The organism is Pseudoalteromonas sp. S1610, assembly GCF_005887465.1.
GTDB classification, from domain to species: domain Bacteria; phylum Pseudomonadota; class Gammaproteobacteria; order Enterobacterales; family Alteromonadaceae; genus Pseudoalteromonas; species Pseudoalteromonas undina.
Window position 1 is genome coordinate 198,027 of sequence record NZ_PNDI01000010.1, and the last position, 15,986, is coordinate 214,012.

Annotated in this window: 14 protein-coding genes; 8 read left to right on the plus strand and 6 right to left on the minus strand. The window is 39.1% G+C overall.

Features of this window, described 5'->3' with window-relative positions; translation table 11 throughout:
- Positions 1 to 4 precede the first annotated feature (4 nt).
- Positions 5 to 463: a redox-sensitive transcriptional activator SoxR gene (gene soxR, locus CWB77_RS05650; RefSeq protein WP_010389335.1), complete on the minus strand. Its 459-nt coding sequence runs from the start codon at positions 461 to 463 to the stop codon at positions 5 to 7.
- Positions 464 to 561: 98 nt separating this feature from the next.
- Here soxR and CWB77_RS05655 point away from each other — a divergent pair, with 98 nt between their 5' ends.
- The 3 genes from CWB77_RS05655 to CWB77_RS05665 are packed head-to-tail and all read left to right on the plus strand — an operon-like array spanning position 562 to position 2,215.
- A complete protein-coding gene (locus CWB77_RS05655) occupies positions 562 to 1,026 on the plus strand; it encodes a flavodoxin family protein (RefSeq protein WP_138621740.1) in 465 nt (154 codons plus the stop codon).
- A gap of 47 nt (positions 1,027 to 1,073) precedes the next feature.
- A complete protein-coding gene (locus CWB77_RS05660; protein ID WP_138621742.1) occupies positions 1,074 to 1,598 on the plus strand; it encodes a DsrE family protein in 525 nt (174 codons plus the stop codon).
- On the plus strand, positions 1,598 to 2,215 hold the full coding sequence (locus CWB77_RS05665) for a GDSL-type esterase/lipase family protein (RefSeq protein WP_138621744.1): 618 nt from the start codon (positions 1,598 to 1,600) through the stop codon (positions 2,213 to 2,215). Before CWB77_RS05660 ends, CWB77_RS05665 begins: the two co-directional genes overlap by 1 nt.
- A gap of 35 nt (positions 2,216 to 2,250) precedes the next feature.
- On the opposite strand, the gene CWB77_RS05670 is transcribed toward CWB77_RS05665, so the two are convergent.
- Positions 2,251 to 4,500, minus strand: coding sequence for a TonB-dependent receptor (locus CWB77_RS05670; protein WP_138621746.1), 2,250 nt, complete (start codon positions 4,498 to 4,500; stop codon positions 2,251 to 2,253).
- A gap of 280 nt (positions 4,501 to 4,780) precedes the next feature.
- Between CWB77_RS05670 and CWB77_RS05675 the strand changes: the two genes are divergently transcribed.
- From CWB77_RS05675 to CWB77_RS05690, 4 genes are all read left to right on the plus strand, one after another.
- On the plus strand, positions 4,781 to 5,788 hold the full coding sequence (locus CWB77_RS05675) for a LacI family DNA-binding transcriptional regulator (RefSeq protein ID WP_138594317.1): 1,008 nt from the start codon (positions 4,781 to 4,783) through the stop codon (positions 5,786 to 5,788).
- 169 nt (positions 5,789 to 5,957) lie between these two features.
- A complete protein-coding gene (locus CWB77_RS05680; RefSeq protein ID WP_138594315.1) occupies positions 5,958 to 7,196 on the plus strand; it encodes an MFS transporter in 1,239 nt (412 codons plus the stop codon).
- Between the two features lie 15 nt (positions 7,197 to 7,211).
- Entirely contained in the window at positions 7,212 to 8,714 is a 1,503-nt protein-coding gene (gene treF / locus CWB77_RS05685) for an alpha,alpha-trehalase TreF (RefSeq protein ID WP_138621748.1), read from the plus strand.
- 110 nt (positions 8,715 to 8,824) lie between these two features.
- Positions 8,825 to 9,514 (plus strand): response regulator transcription factor, encoded by a 690-nt coding sequence (locus CWB77_RS05690; RefSeq protein ID WP_010389322.1) that lies wholly within the window; start codon positions 8,825 to 8,827, stop codon positions 9,512 to 9,514.
- A 32-nt stretch (positions 9,515 to 9,546) separates the two neighbouring features.
- On the opposite strand, the gene CWB77_RS05695 is transcribed toward CWB77_RS05690, so the two are convergent.
- From CWB77_RS05695 to CWB77_RS05710, 4 genes are read right to left on the minus strand one after another with little or no spacing between them, the layout of a single operon-like run.
- Positions 9,547 to 10,320 carry a CsgG/HfaB family protein gene (locus tag CWB77_RS05695; RefSeq protein WP_010389319.1) on the minus strand — a complete coding sequence of 258 codons (774 nt, stop codon included), beginning with the start codon at positions 10,318 to 10,320 and terminating at the stop codon, positions 9,547 to 9,549.
- Positions 10,320 to 10,742 (minus strand): curli assembly protein CsgF, encoded by a 423-nt coding sequence (locus CWB77_RS05700; RefSeq protein ID WP_010389317.1) that lies wholly within the window; start codon positions 10,740 to 10,742, stop codon positions 10,320 to 10,322. Before CWB77_RS05700 ends, CWB77_RS05695 begins: the two co-directional genes overlap by 1 nt.
- Positions 10,736 to 11,128, minus strand: coding sequence for a curli production assembly/transport protein CsgE (locus tag CWB77_RS05705; protein WP_010389316.1), 393 nt, complete (start codon positions 11,126 to 11,128; stop codon positions 10,736 to 10,738). Before CWB77_RS05705 ends, CWB77_RS05700 begins: the two co-directional genes overlap by 7 nt.
- Before the next feature lie 40 nt (positions 11,129 to 11,168).
- Positions 11,169 to 12,671, minus strand: coding sequence for a curlin (locus CWB77_RS05710; protein ID WP_010389315.1), 1,503 nt, complete (start codon positions 12,669 to 12,671; stop codon positions 11,169 to 11,171).
- Positions 12,672 to 13,243: 572 nt separating this feature from the next.
- On the opposite strand from CWB77_RS05710, the gene CWB77_RS05715 reads away from it, so the two are divergent.
- Entirely contained in the window at positions 13,244 to 15,748 is a 2,505-nt protein-coding gene (locus tag CWB77_RS05715; RefSeq protein WP_138621750.1) for a S8 family serine peptidase, read from the plus strand.
- Positions 15,749 to 15,986: the final 238 nt, after the last annotated feature.

A 15,986-nucleotide genomic window follows, 5' to 3' on the forward strand; every position in this document is an offset into this window, starting at 1 on the left:
AGCCTTAATCTCGCTCTAACAAAATGGCACCACTTTGGGTTTCACCTAAGTGGTCGTCTTTGTTATAAATAGGGCACTTACTCATTGATAAACACCCACAGCCAATACAGCCATCAACCCGTTCACGTAAACGTTGCATATAAGCAATACGCTCATCAAGTTTCTTTTGCCATTGTTTTGAGAGTGCAGACCAGTCTTTTTGTGTTGGTGTACGCTGCTCTGGTAACGTTGCCAGAGTTTGTTTAATTTCTTCGAGCGTGATCCCCATCGCTTGTGCTGCTTTTATAACTGCTACTCGCCTTAGTACATCTGGTTTAAAGCGTCGTTGATTGCCACTGTTTCGCCAACTGCGTATTAGCCCTTTATTTTCGTAAAAGTGCAGTGTAGATACCTTAACGCCACTGCGTTTAGCGACAAACCCAACCGTTAAGTTGGCTTCAGTAAGCTTTTTTTGTACCGCCATCACTTTAATTCCTTTTAAAAATTAAATTATTTCTTATTGACCTGAACTTAACTTGAGGTTTTAAGCTTTGCTCCATCATAAGAAAAGGAGCTAACCCAATGCAAGAAAAATCAGCACACCATATCGCAATCATATATTCAAGTGGTCGTAAAAATGGCAACACTACCGCGCAAGTTAATGCCTATAGTAAGCAACAAAGCGGCATTGTTTTTTGCTTAGATGATTATGTTATTTCACCTTATCGCTACGATAAGCAGTATCACAATGATGATTTTTATAATTTGTTTGAAGTGTTACTTCGCTACGAACATTGGGTGTTCGCATCGCCTGTGTACTGGTATAACACCACGCCACAAATGAAAGCATTTATGGACAGGATCACAGATTACATGGATGATGAGGCGTTAAAACCGAAGCTTAGAACTTTACGTCAAAAGCAGTTTTCACTGCTGTCTAATGCCGCATCTCCCTCTGCGCCAGACGCATTTATCGATATGTTTAAACATACCTTTAATTATTTAGGAATGACTTTTAAAGCGCATTCACATGTTCAGGCTAGTTAATCACGTTAAATAGCGTTAGGCTAAACAAAAAGTAAAAAGGATGATGTATGAAAACGTTACTTATTGGCTCAAGCTTACTTTTGGCTAGCTTTAGTACTCTTGCTGCAGAGCCTGCGCCTGTTATTAAAGACTATGGTTATTTTTATAATGTGCCCGAGCATGTGTCTGATTTAAGCCAAGCGCAGTTTAAGATAGCTTTTGACGTAGGTGAAGGCGCTGAAAAGGGCGCGCAAAATAATCACATTAATTCGTTAGCGCGCTTTATCAATATGCATGTGGCTCATGGCGTTAAGCCGGAAAACATTCAGCTGGCGCTGGTGGTACATGGTGGAGCCAGTGTTGATGTACTTCAAAACAGCGTGTATAAAGCACGATTTGATGTTGATAACAAAACCGAATCTTTAATTAAACAGCTGCTTGCTAATCGCACGCAGGTATATGTATGCGGGCAGTCGGCAATGCATATGAAGGTAGCATCAGAGCAGCTTATACCTGGGGTGAAAATGGCGCTTTCTGCGATGACTGCGCATGCGCAGTTACAGCAACAAGGCTATACATTGAATCCGTTTTAATGAATATTTTGTGTTTTGGTGATTCCAATACCTTTGGTATTTCTCCTGTTGATGGCAAACGGCTGAGCGAAATTGAACGCTGGCCTACTTTATTAAAGCAGCAGTTGGGCACCGGCTTTGAAGTGATTGAAGCCGGGGAGCCTAATCGTACTTTAGTCAATAACCCCCCGTTTATGGGAGATAAATCGGGCATTAAATATTTAAAACCGTATCTGGAAGCGCACACTGTTGATGTTGTTATTATTCAACTCGGTACTAATGATTTAAAAGCACGTTTTGCACTGTCTGCTATCGATATTGGCAAAGCGCTTGAGGAGTTAATTTTAGCCATTAAAGCCTTTTATCACTGTAAAACAATACCAAAGATAATCATTATAAGCCCGCCCAAGGTTCATGAAGTAGGAAGTTATAAAAGCATTTACGCAGGTGCAGGTAAAAAAGTTGAACAATTATCCATTGAGTTCAAAGCCGCCGTTGATCGTCACACGTGTGAATTTTTAGATTGTTATCCGCTGATAAAGCCATGTAATAAAGAGGGCATACACTTACCTGTTAGTGAGCATAGAGAGCTTGCTAATAGGTTGACACCTATAATAAAAAAAGCCGCAGTATATTAATCACCGCGACTTTAATTTATTACTTAGGGAGTGTATTAAAATGCGTAACTAACACTTAAGCGTGTTGTACGTGGCATAATGTAACGGCCATTGGGGGCGTCGGCATTGCGCGGGTCGCCTTCAGTGATACCTTGCTCGTCGGTTAGGTTATCTATGGCTAATTGCAGTTTAATGCCTTCCATTGGTTCAATAATTAAACCTAAGTCTACTTTTTCGTAGCCATCAAGTGTCACGGTGTTTTCGTTATTACCAAAGCGGTCATCCACTGCTGACAAGGTACCATATAAAGTGGCATACATGCCGTCTACTTCAAAGTCATAGCTTGGTGTTACACGTACTTGCCATTTAGGTTGGCGCTGTGCGTCGTTACCTTTATTTTCAGGGCTTTCAGTGATTTCGGTTTGTTGTAATGTGGTATTTAAATTAACAGAAAAACCAGATTCATGATTAAAGTTGTAATCAAGTTCAACACCATACGCTTCGTTGGTTAAAATTTCAGCCGGTACACCCGGGCGACTTACAAAGGTATCGCCTTTTACTTCGTTGACAAAAAAGGTGGCGTAGAAGTCGGTAGAGTCTGAAATAAGCTTGTAACCTAGTTCGCCCTGCGTTACTTCTTTAATTAGTTTTTCACCCCCTTGGTATGCGCCAAAGTTATCTCTAAAGTCATCAAAATATGGCATTTTATAACCACGGTTAACACGTGCAAACACGCCCATGTCGTCATTAATTGAATAGTTTAGACCAGTTGTCCATGAGGTTTTACTTTCATCGTAATCAACAGTTTTAGTGATAATACCGTCAAGGTCTTCATCAACACTGTATTGCACGTCATGATTTTCTTTACGTACACCTAAATCAAGCGTAAATGCATCTGCAAATTTGTATTGGCCTGTAAAGTAAAAAGCATTGGTGCGTGCATCGCCTGTTGAGCTAATATCGTAATTAAAACCACACCCGTCAGTGCTTTGGTTACATTCAATGCCATTTAATGACTCACCACCGACCTCCAGCACGTGATACGCCGTATTACCTAAGCTCCACCAATCGCTCGCAGATGTGCTTGCGGTGTAATAACCCAAAGTGGCCGATAAATCGCCAAATTGCTTTGAAAAGGCTAAGTCGTTAGTAAACGAGCTTATTTCTTTTAATACTACCCAGCGACCCAGTTGCTGAATCGCGGTGTCGCTAGCATATTCGGTGTTAGTCACTGCACCGAATGCCGTTTGACCATTGTCAGCCACTTCACCAATTGTCGTTGCTGAACCATTAGGTACTAGGCCAAATGTATTGGCATCGCCTTTAGTAATATTAAAACGATCTATAAATTGCCAGCCATTATCAAATTCTAGATTAATGCTACCGCCGGATACATGGCCATCCCATCCTCGGCCATCACCTAAATCAATATCGTGTGCTTGCGCATCTGGGTCGGTAAAAATCGTCGCTTGACGGTTGAGAGTGCCTAATTGAGTATACTGGGCGTCAATACCGTCAACGTTTAATGGGGTAGGTAAGTACCAAGCACCGTGATCGTCTGTTTGACGGGTATAAAAGTTAAGCTCGCCATTGTCTAACTCTTTAGTGATGTTAATTGTAAATTGGCTTCCTTTTTCTGAGGTAAACCCTGCATCACGGATCCCCGGTGAGCTTTTAACATAGCCGCCCACCATAAAATATAGGTCGTCGGTGATTTCACCACTTAGCACAGCATCAACCCGCTGTAAGTCGTAATCTGAGGTGGTGTATTTAAATAAGCCTTGAGTATCTTCACTGCCACGCTTTAACCTAAAGTTAGTTGTTAAACCAGGCTGACCATTGGATAGCACAGGGTTAGGGCCACCACGCAGTGCTTCCATTGTTTCAATCGTTTCATCGATTCTAAATAACGATGAGTTTTCTAAAAATGAAAGAGTAGGCGCAGGGTAAACTGGCGAGCCTTCAATACTGAGTGTTAAAAATGGCGCATCACCACCTCCTGGAAAACCACGTACAAATACGTTGGCACCAGACTCACCACCAGAGCTTTCTACCCACACACCGGGAACAGCTTTAAATAAGTCAGCAGTACTTTTTGGTGATAATTTTATAATTTGTGATGAATCAATATTTGTTACTGCGTAGCTGGCATTAATTTTTCTGATCCCAACACCTGCGGGGGTACCAGAAACGACAATTCGCTCAACTTTTTTTTCTTTTGCTTGTTCTGCTGCAACAGCAGCGTGTGTGCTTAGGGCTAAAGTAATTGCACAGCCTAGCATGCTTTTTGCTTTATTGAATTTCATGTGTGAGATCCCGTTTTTAGTGTGTTAAACAGTGTGTATTACAGCGAGATTGATTAGATTTTAATGTAAACAAGCTGTATAAATTGAAACTCTAGAGATAAATGCAAACGTTTGCAATATTTATTTGTAAATTATTTATTAATATGGGCTGTTGTTTTATTGAGCGTAATTACACAAGAGCGTAACTTTTAAGTTAATGGGCAAGCCAGTAAAAAATAATAATGCTATATTGTCAGTAAGTTAGATATAGCATCAGCCGAAGTGGAGCGTTTAGGGTTTTATGAATAATAAAAAAATTAAATTAGCTGATTTAGCAAAGCTTGCAGGGGTGTCTACCTCAACGGTTTCGCGCGCGCTGAATAATAACCCGCTTATAAAACAAGAAACCCGCGACAAGCTTCAGCAGCTTGCAAAAAAACATAATTTTAGCCTTAACACGGCAGCTAGCCGTTTACGTACGCAAAAAACCAATGTTGTTGCCGTCATTATTAATCTTGATGAGCAAACCGAGCAGTCAATTAGCGATCCATTTTTACTCAAGGTAGTGAGCGAAATTAACCTTGCGCTTAATCAGCAGGGTTTAGAGTTGTTGTTATCTAACTCTATTATGGCGCAAGATGACTGGGCTAATTACTTTATTAATGGCCGCCGAGCAGACGGTATTATTGTTGTGGGGCAAGGAAAAAGCCAAACTAATATAGAAGCGGCTGCCGATGCGGGTATTCCTTTAGTTGTATGGGGGGATCCAAAAACACAAAGCAATTATCCTATTGTCGGCAGCGATAACTACTTAGGAGGAATGCAAGCGACCGCTCATTTAATAGAACACGGTGCTAAAAGTATTTTATTTTTAGGCGATCCTGAGCATGGTGAAATTAGTGAAAGGCATCGTGGTTACGCTGCTGCACTTTCTACTCATAAACTTGAGCAGCATGTTATATCCATTGATATTACCAGTCGCTCAGCGTATCAAGCAATTAATCAGTTATTACGTGAAAAAGGTTTATATTTTGACGCGATAATGGCCTGTAGTGACATGGTTGCACTGGGGGCGATGAAAGCGCTGAAAGAGCGCTATGTAAGTATTCCCAACGATGTGGCACTGGTTGGATTTGATGACATTGCCATGGCTGATATTAGCCATCCCTCTCTTTCTACGATTAAACAAAACACCCAATTTGCTGCGACTTTGTTAGTTAAAAAGTTAATACAGCAGTTTTCAGGTGAAAAAGCCGAATCACAAGTTATTGATATAGAATTAATTACTCGCCAGTCAAGCAAACGTTAACTTAGTATGCATGTATATTAATTGTTAAATTTAAAATGCAAACGATTGCAATGGTATTTGTTCTACACTAAACTCTGGATTTACTGACTAACACACACGGTAATTTACCAGCTATGGGTAATTTGCTTTATAAAAGTTATGGCGTATGTAGCTATAAACGAGGCAAGCAATGAGTAAAATAAAAATCACACTGGCAATTGCTGCAAGCTATTTTATTTTCGCAATACTATTAAATAGCGTAGGCACTGTTATTTTGCAGGCTATAAACACACTAGGAGTAAGCAAAACCGAAGCCTCGGTTTTAGAGGGGTTTAAAGACTTATCAATTGCAATAATGTCATTTGTTGTTGCTTCATTTATACCACGTTTAGGCTACAAGCTTGCAATGCTGCTAGCACTGATAGTTGTCGCTATAGCGTGTTTGAGTACGGCTGTAATAAGTGACTTTTACATGTTTAAAGTGTTATTTGCTGCTGTGGGTTGTGGTTTTGCGGTCGTTAAGGTGTCGGTTTATTCAATTATTGGCCAAGTGACTGAGGATGCAAATAGTCACTCATCATTACTGAACACCATAGAAGGCATTTTTATGGTGGGTGTATTAAGTGGCTATTGGGTATTCACCGCATTTATAGACCCTGTTGATAGCAATGCGTGGTTGAATGTTTATTACCTATTAGCAGCGCTTACGCTTTTGGTGGTTGTTAGTGTTGTGATAGCACCAATAAAGCCTGCTATCAAAGGTCAAAGAAGCAACTCGGGTTGGAATGACTTTATTGCTATGCTCAAACTTACCTATCAACCGTTAGTGCTGATTTTTATTATTAGTGCATTTTTGTATGTGTTAATCGAGCAAGGGGTAGGGACTTGGTTGCCTACATTTAATAATCAAGTTTTGCAATTACCAGTAGCTATTAGTATACAACTAGCGAGTATTTTTGCCGCAGCTCTTGCTTTAGGGCGCTTAGTGGCGGGCCAAGTATTAAAGCATATTCATTGGTTTGTAGTACTTAGCTGTTGTTTAGTTGCTATGGCTGCATTGATCATTATTACCTTACCACTAACGGAAAACTTACCTAAAAGCGAGGTGAATAGTTTATTTGATGCGCCTCTGGCGGCGTTTGTTTTGCCATTAATTGGCTTTTTTATGGCGCCCATTTATCCGGTACTCAACTCAGTCATGCTCAGTGCGCTTCAAAAGCATCAACATGCTGCAATGACAGGGTTAATCGTTGTGTTTTCAGCACTTGGTGGCACCACAGGGTCGGTGATAACCGGGTATGTATTTGAGCACTTTAGTGGCCAGCATGCTTTTTATCTTTCACTTGTGCCCATTAGTTTAATTTTTATTAGCGTGATTATTTTTAAAAAACGCACCCATGCCATTTCACAACACGCAGTCAATAGTTAATAGATTAGGACAGTTATGAGTTTTTTTAATAGCCAATTATTTAAAGATGTACAGTCGCAGCACATATTTAGCGACTGTAAAACGTTTGCTGATGCAACCGCGCGTGTTGATTGGCAAAGTGCCTGTATACAGTATGAGCAAATAGCACCCCTTGATAAAACTCAATTAAGAGACTTTGTTGATGCGCATTTTATAACAACGCCTTTATTAACAATGAAAGCGGCTGCAAATACCACCAGTGTAAAAGGCTACATAAACTCACTGTGGAGCGGCCTTCGACGTGAAGCCGATACACCCAAAGCTAATTCTTTACTCGCTTTAAAGCACAGCTATATTGTACCTGGTGGACGTTTTCAAGAAATTTATTATTGGGATAGTTATTTTACTGCGCTGGGTTTAATTGATGCAGATAAAAGTGATGTAGTAGAAGACATGCTACAGAATTTTATAGATTTAATTAATGATTACGGCTGTATTCCCAATGGTAACCGCAGTTATTATTTATCGCGTTCACAACCGCCTATTTTAGCGCTGATGGTTGATCTTTTATGGCAGCACACTCACAGTAAAACACATAATTTAGCTTGGCTTAGATTGTGTGTTGAAGCTTTAAGAAAAGAGCACGCATTTTGGATGCAAGGAGCAGATACACTCGATGATGCGCAAACAAGTGTAAAACGCGTGGTAACAATGCCATGTGGTGGGGTATTAAATCGCTATTGGGATGATGAGGCGGCTCCTCGCGCAGAGTCATTAAGAGAAGACTTAGCGCTTGCATCAGGGTTTAGTGATGATAAAAAACCTGAGTTTTATCGTAATATTCGTGCCGCATGCGAGTCTGGCTGGGATTTTAGCTCGCGCTGGTTAGCCGAGCCAAATTTATTAAGCTCAATTCAAACAACAGATATTGTACCTATAGATCTAAATTGCCTACTGTACAATTTAGAAAATCAGCTTAGTGAATGTTTTAAATTGCTTGGCAATGAGCAACAATCACAAACGTACAGCAACTATGCTGTAAAAAGAAAGTCGCTTATTAATCAATATCTTTGGAGTAGTGAGCAGAGCTTTTTTGTTGACTATAATCATAAGCTATCTAGCCAGTCTGTCATTTTAAGTGCAGCGGCAAGTACCGCGCTTTTTGTTAATTTAGCCTCGCAACAGCAAGCTGAACTGGTTGCAAACGTATTGAGCGAGCAGTTTTTAAAAGCAAGCGGCATTGTAACCACTGTTGTTGATACTCCACAGCAATGGGACAGCCCGAATGGCTGGGCTCCATTGCAATGGTTTGCGGTAAAAGGCTTGCGTAATTATGGTATTGAACAATTAGCTACACGCATAATGAAAAACTGGCTAACAATGGTAGAACAAGACTTTATTGAAAATAAATGCTTGCTCGAAAAATATAACGTATGCACACCGCAAAAAAAAGCCAGCGGGGGGGAATATCAAGTACAACAAGGATTTGGTTGGACTAACGGTGTAACATCGCGCTTTTATATGCTTACTAAAGGTTGATTTGCCTTAACTGCTTTACAGAGTAATCCACTACTAAGGTATACCAAAAGAGCATTGTGTTTTGTAGTTAATTTAGGTAATGTGACATAAACGTTTCAAGGATGAATTTTATGTTAAATAAGAAGTGTGCATTTATCAAAACAACGTTTAAATCTTCTGCTTATGCAGCTAGCTACACTACTGTTTTAAATACGTTAAATGTATTGTTTAAAGATATTAAAATGGATGATGCGCTTCCTAAAATTGGGCAACGAGATAATGTTGAGTTGTTCCTCATCGATGGTGCTGATAAAGATTGGCACTCATTGATTCCTGCCGAATTAATTTGTTTAGCTAAGCAACATAAGGTGATTTTATTTAATGTTGAATCAAGTGCTGTATGTGAGAAAAACTTATTATTAAACCACTTCAATGGTGTTTTTTATAGCTCAGATGCTGCAGAGGATATTTTTAAAGCGCTTGTAAGAATAACCGATGGCGAGCTATGGTTTACTCGTAAAGTGATTTCTGGTGCATTCAAAGATATATTAAATGCAGCCTCATCTCACAATTTATTGCACGACGACATAGTACTTAGTAAATCGGATTACGAAAACTTAACTAAACGCGAAAAATCGGTAATTCAATTAATAGCGCAGGGTGCGAGTAACGATAAAATAGCGAACAAACTCAATATTAGTGATCACACAGTGAAAACCCACCTTTATAGTGCGTTTAAAAAGACTCAATCGCGTAACCGTATAGAGCTTGCAAATTGGGCACAGCGCTATATTTCGGTATTACTTCCATTAGATAATTAAATGAAAAGGCTATATGTATAGCCTTTTATTTTTTAAGCTTGTTTTTTAGCCCAAAGTCCTCGATCTATGCCTTTAGTAATTAAATCAGTAAGCGCTTTTTCTATGGCTTGTGTCACGCAAATACTCATAGGTTCGTTATCACTAAATCCAGCTTCGGCTTCGGCTAAACGTTTGTAACTAACATATCTAAAGAAGCCTGCTCGCATTTCTTGGCTCAATACTTTTTTGCTGGTGGCTACTGATAACAGTACTTGCCCAGTTCTTACATCGACTGCGCGCAAATAAATTGAGATTGCATCTTCACGATATAGCTCAGAGGCACCAATACCAAAGTATTCCATCCCTAATCCGCCAGTTTTTACATTGGTATCGTAGCTAATAATGCCACCTTCTAAAATAATTTTAGCGGTGGTTAATGGCGGTAGCTCGCCTTGACTAGGGTTAGTCGCTTGTGCCGCTCTAATAATTTTTCGTTCAGTCAAAATATTTTGCAAACCCTCACGTTCAACCGGCGTAAACCAGTCAGACTCATGTAATGCTTGCACTAGAATAGAGTTTGCACCTTGAGTGACGGCCGTTGAAAACGAGCTAACATTAGTCTGTGGTTTATATTGACCGGTTTGATCGCGAAATGAATAAACCGAAACTGGAATGCTACCCGCAGGTTTAGGTAAGCTTTTTAAATCAGAAAAAACATCTGTTGGCTCTAACGTTACCGCACTTTGTTTTGATGGAGGAATTAAATTACCCATAGTAGAGCAACCACTAAGAGAAAGAGCGATTGTTATTATAATTACTTTATACATTATCCAAACCTCGGAACTTCAATGATCACCACAGAGTCATCAATTATGTTTGTTATTTTTACAGTGATTGTGTCGGTTGTGCTGGTGATGACTTCTATTTGATAATCACCACTCATAAATATAGAGTCTTGGTTAAAAATACTGTCTTCAATATTTTCGCCAAAGGCCATATCTGTTATTTCTCTAACCATACGGTTTAAGTATGTTCGCTCTAATGAGTCTTGAAATTGCTCAGCGTATCCTTTTTCGACAACCGGTGCTCTATGTTTATTTTGTGCTTGTGCCTTACTAAGTAACATATTGGCATTGAGTGGATTACCGCCAAAGCTCGGGTTAATAGGGGTATAAATAATTTCAGTAGCGGAGACTGAAAAGCTTAAAGTTGTTATTATTGTTAATGCTATTTTTTTCATTTTTACCATCCATTTAATGCCATATCAGGAGAGGAGACTTTCATATTGGAACGCGCCATGGCGTCTATAACTGTGTAAACAGCTTGTTCTACACGTTCATCAAGTGGCTCTAGTCTTCGCCCTAAGTATGTTGCATAAACAACTTGATTATTCATTATTAAGGTTAATTTCGTACCTGCTTTTGGAATGACGGTTTCTTTAATCTCTATATTAAAGCCAGCGGTAGAGGGGAGATCTCGCCAGTAATTAGAAAATTCGTAATAAAACTGATGACCAAAGCGACTAATACTACGATCGAGCAATAAACCATCTATCTCTAGGTCATCAGCAGCCGTTACCACTGGTGAACAAAAGAGTAAAACGGCAAGTAAGTAGGTGTGTTTTGTTTTTATCATAAAGAAAAAAGGGAGAGTCAATCTCCCTCTCATTTATCAATTACATTTGTGTAATTGTTGTTGTATTGCCATCACCCAATTGAGTAACAGAAACAGTGCTATTAAAACCAATAACAGCGCCTTCAACAATATTATCATTACCAGTTTGAGTAACATTAAATGCTACATTTTCACCACCGAGTAAAAATGCTGAATCATCAGTTCCAATAACCCAGTTTCCAATACCTTCTTGTGAAATATCAACGCTATGACCATTTCCTTCAACCATCATATCCACAAGGTTGATGTCGCCATTTTGGGCAATATCAATTTGGTTTGAGTTACTATCTAAGATACCAGCAAGAGTTACGATTGCCTCGTTCTGATTACCAGTTTGGTTAATATCGATATCATTATTGTTAGATGTTAATGCCATATTCGGGTAAGAAGACTGAACTAAAATTGCATTCTCATCACCGGCTTGAGTTAGATTAACGTCATTGTCTGAGCCATTAAAGTTAGCTAAATGCGCTGAATTTAAATTTCCCATTTGATTAATATCAAATTCGTTATTTGAGCCTAATACACCCATGTATGCTTCGTTAGATGCACCATTTTGGTTTGCTTTTAACTCATTATTGTCACCAATAAGTTCTGCAGTAACCATGTTCTCAGTATCAACTTGGGTAATTTCAACTTCATTACCTTGGCCTTCGAACAAAGCCGAATCGGCTACGTTATCAGTACCTTCTTGGTCGATATCAATGCTGTTTTCACTGCCGACTACATCAGTGAAGGCAACCGCATTTGTATTGCCTTCTTGCTCAACGAGAATTTCATTAACATCACCTGAAATATTATTAAAAGTGACCGCATTTCTGTCACCTTCTTGCACAACATCAATTTCGTTATCATTGCCTTGTAGCGAAGTAACTTTAAATGTGTTCCAGAAGCCTGCTTGGCTAAGGTATATTAAATTATCATCACCGGTTAGCATTGATACTTCGGCTTCACTCCATTCACCGCTTTGAAAAGCAGTAATTTCATTGGCATTGCCTTGCATGTCCATGTTGTAAAACCAATGTCCACCAGAGCCTTGCTCTACTTCAACGTAGTTATCATCGCCAGTTACAATATTAATAGCTTCGTTGTTAACTAAAAAGCCTTGACCGTTTTGGCTAACGTAAACATTATTATTATTACCTGTAACCTCTGTTAATGCGCCATTTGCAGTACCATCTTGAAAATAGGCTTGATCGTTATTGTCGCCAACGGTCGTTACTTTAGTGTAATTGCCAAACTGTAATTGGGTGACTTCATTTGTATTGTTTTCACCAACGGTTTCTACAATCATGGTGTTACTGTCACCGTCTTGCATGAGCACCGCAGTATTATTGTTAAGGACTTGCTCTAAAGTAATTGAGTTTGAATCGCTTTGAATTGAAACTTGTGCGCTTAAAGGTGAGGTCGATACATTTTTATCTGCCGTGTTGGCGTGAACAGCAAAGCTTGATCCCATTGCGATTGCAATAGCACAGCTAAGAATTGACTTATTTAGTCTCATTATTATTCTCCTTGAAATACAAAATTAAACACCTTGATTATTTATTGAGTTTTAATAAGGTGTTTGTCGTTACAGCATGCCGTGCTGTGATAATGTGTGATTAACTTTTTTATTCTTAAACGTAAGGTGCGTTTTAATTATGAAAGTAGAAACCGGCTTTTTGTACTTAATAAGTAAATTTACCGTTACCTAATTCATAACTGCTCAATCACTGTATTCTTCAATGAACTTATTTTGAATCATCTTTTTTAATGGTATTTAAAGTGCTTTATTTTCAATGCCTTGAAGTGTTATTTTGGGGTTGAATTAAATTTACAGTAAAATCTAGTAAAAAATAATGGGTTAATGGCATGTTAAAGTTTATGGGTTTTGCTCATTAAAATGGATGTTTTTTATGTTTTTATCGCTATATTTCTAGTTAAAAATGATGGTTTTGTACCTTGTTTTGCTTTTTTTACTTGAGTTAGTCGTTATTTAGCCGTTTTCTTAAAGCTTGCCACGTGATTTCTTAAATTCTTAGACGTAAATTTTCTACTTAGTAAAGCTAAGTTAACTTAATTACGGATAAAACGATGAAAACAAAATTATCTATTATTACACTTGCACTTTTACCTTGTTTAGCTGCAGCTAAATTACCTGATGCTAACAGTACAACTCAAAAAGTAACCGCGAGCAGTGACTCGATTATTGTTAAATATAAAAAGAATGCTTCGCCAGAAATGCGGAAGCAAGCCCGCTCTTTAGTTAAAGCAAAAATATCTGATTTAAACAGCGATGAAGTTGATGATAACTTCACTTCGTTATTTTCTGGTCGTCTTGCTAAATTTAAAGTATCTGGAATGAGTGCTAAAGAAGCTATTGAGCGCTTAAAATCTCATCAAGCCATTGAGTATGTTGAGCCTGACTATCGTGTGAGCATTGCAGCAACACCAAACGATCCTCGCTTTGAAGATTTATGGGGCTTAAATAATGAAGGCCAAACTGGTGGCACTGCTGATGCTGATATTGATGCACCAGAAGCATGGTCAATTTCAACTGGTAGCCGTGATGTTGTTGTGGGTGTTATTGATACCGGTGTAGATTATAGTCATCCTGATTTAGCTGCGAATGTGTGGGTAAATAGCGGTGAAATTGCTGGCGATGGTATCGATAATGATGGTAACGGTTATGTTGATGACGTGCACGGTATTAACGCGATTACCGATGCTGGCGACCCAATGGATGACGAAGGCCACGGTACACATGTATCAGGTACAATTGGTGCCAGTGGTAACAATGGTGTGGGAATTGTAGGTGTAAACCATGATGTATCTATTGCAGGTTGTAAGTTTTTAGCTGCAGATGGTACAGGTTCTACATCTGGCGCTATTAAATGTATTGACTACATGGTAGGCCTTAAAAACTCAGGTGTTAACCTTCGTGTATTAAACAATAGCTGGGGCGGTGGTGGTTATAGCCAAGCACTTGCTGATGCGATTACTGCCAGTGAAGAAGCTGATATTTTATTTGTAGCTGCTGCTGGTAATGATGCTGTAGACAACGATGTAAACCCTCATTACCCATCTAATTATGAAAATGATAATGTATTATCTATTGCAAGCACAGATAGTCGCGACAATATGTCTGGTTTTTCACAATGGGGTTTAACCAGTGTTGATATGGGCGCGCCAGGTAGTGCGATTTTATCAACCATTCCTGGTGGCGGCTATGCAAGTTACTCTGGTACATCAATGGCAACGCCACATGTAGCCGGTGCTGCTGCACTTGTACTGTCAGTTAATCCTGATTTAACAACACTAGAGCTTAAAGAATTACTTATGTCTAGTGGTGATGCTAATGCGGCATTAAATGGTAAAACGGTTGCAGGTACACGCCTAAATATAAACCAAGCACTGATTGATGCTGATCCAACTCCTGGGTTTAAATTATCTGTATCGCCTGTTTCTCAGCAAGCAACTGTAGGTGATACAGTCACTTATACCTTTACGATTGGTTCAATTGCACAATGGGATGGCGACGTTTCACTGGCTTTGGCTGCTGATCTTGCTGATGCATCACTAAGCGCAACTACTGCTCGTCCAGGCGATGAAGTTGTACTTACAGTGGCAACTAATAGCGAAACTCAGTGGGGGAATTATGACTTTACTGTAACCGCGACAACAGACGAGCAAGTTAAAGAGCAAACAGTAAGCTTAATGTTGCAACCTGCTGGTTTGAACGACTTTACTTACACTAGTGATGAAAGTGTTGCGATTCCAGATAATTCTCCGGAAGGTGCAAGCTCTGTCATAACAGTAGCCGATGATTTAACTATTTTTGGTACCACTGCTGATGTAGACATTTCGCATACTTGGTCTGGCGATTTAGTACTTACACTTATTTCAGCGCAAGGTAATGAAGTAACATTGCAAAGCAATGAAGGCGGTAGTCAAGATGATATTGTTAAAGCATTTACCTCAAGTGCATTTAACGGTGAAGTTGCAACAGGTGATTGGACACTTCATGTTGAAGATACTGCAGGCTCAGATACCGGCACTATAAATGGTTGGTCACTTACATTTAGTGCTATAGGTGAAGTAAGCCCTCAACCGCCTCGCGCTGGTTTTGATGTTGATACGCAAGGCTTAACAGCAACATTTGTAGATACAAGTCGTGATGCAAATGATGATATTTCACAGTGGAGCTGGGACTTTGGTGACGGTGCAACTTCAACTGATGCAAACCCTGTTCATGCCTACGCTGAATCAGGTAGTTATGAAGTTGAACTAACTGTAACAGATAGTGAAAACAACTCAGATACATTCACACAAACAGTTGTTGTGAGTGATGTTGAAATTGAGTTGAGTCTAAAACGCGCTAATAAGTCACGTCTTGATACTATGCGTGTAGAGTTAAACTGGGAAGAAGTGGGTGCTGAGTCACTTAGCTTATACCGAAATGGTGAACTAGTAGGCACCGTATCAGACAATGGTCGTTACCGTGACTACGTTCGTAACGCAACATTACCTGCATACGACTATCAGTTATGTGTATCTGAAAACGTATGTTCGAATATTATTACGGTTTCATTTAATTAAATAAAACATACATTCCTAATGTAAACCAAGCCCAGTTTTCTGGGCTTTTTTATGCTCGATTGATAAGTGTCATTTATTTGAGCTTAGTATATGAATGGATTTTTATACGTATAAATAACTAGTCTTATATTATTAATTAGTTAATTAATACTTTTTTTGTTCATTAATTACACTTTATTTACTTGATATTTACTTTGTTCATGCTAGTTTCATAAATGGAAACTGACAATAGCATTTC

Excerpts from the sequence above, each read along its gene's own strand:
- CWB77_RS05710 (WP_010389315.1), bottom strand. The coding sequence starts at position 12,671 with ATGAGACTAAATAAGTCAATTCTTAGCTGTGCTATTGCAATCGCAATG.
- CWB77_RS05680 (WP_138594315.1), top strand. The coding sequence starts at position 5,958 with ATGAGTAAAATAAAAATCACACTGGCAATTGCTGCAAGCTATTTTATT.
- CWB77_RS05670 (WP_138621746.1), bottom strand. The coding sequence starts at position 4,500 with ATGAAATTCAATAAAGCAAAAAGCATGCTAGGCTGTGCAATTACTTTA.
- CWB77_RS05660 (WP_138621742.1), top strand. The coding sequence starts at position 1,074 with ATGAAAACGTTACTTATTGGCTCAAGCTTACTTTTGGCTAGCTTTAGT.
- CWB77_RS05695 (WP_010389319.1), bottom strand. The coding sequence starts at position 10,320 with ATGTATAAAGTAATTATAATAACAATCGCTCTTTCTCTTAGTGGTTGC.
- CWB77_RS05655 (WP_138621740.1), top strand. The coding sequence starts at position 562 with ATGCAAGAAAAATCAGCACACCATATCGCAATCATATATTCAAGTGGT.
- CWB77_RS05700 (WP_010389317.1), bottom strand. The coding sequence starts at position 10,742 with ATGGTAAAAATGAAAAAAATAGCATTAACAATAATAACAACTTTAAGC.
- CWB77_RS05715 (WP_138621750.1), top strand. The coding sequence starts at position 13,244 with ATGAAAACAAAATTATCTATTATTACACTTGCACTTTTACCTTGTTTA.
- soxR (WP_010389335.1), bottom strand. The coding sequence starts at position 463 with ATGGCGGTACAAAAAAAGCTTACTGAAGCCAACTTAACGGTTGGGTTT.
- CWB77_RS05665 (WP_138621744.1), top strand. The coding sequence starts at position 1,598 with ATGAATATTTTGTGTTTTGGTGATTCCAATACCTTTGGTATTTCTCCT.
- treF (WP_138621748.1), top strand. The coding sequence starts at position 7,212 with ATGAGTTTTTTTAATAGCCAATTATTTAAAGATGTACAGTCGCAGCAC.
- CWB77_RS05675 (WP_138594317.1), top strand. The coding sequence starts at position 4,781 with ATGAATAATAAAAAAATTAAATTAGCTGATTTAGCAAAGCTTGCAGGG.
- CWB77_RS05705 (WP_010389316.1), bottom strand. The coding sequence starts at position 11,128 with ATGATAAAAACAAAACACACCTACTTACTTGCCGTTTTACTCTTTTGT.
- CWB77_RS05690 (WP_010389322.1), top strand. The coding sequence starts at position 8,825 with ATGTTAAATAAGAAGTGTGCATTTATCAAAACAACGTTTAAATCTTCT.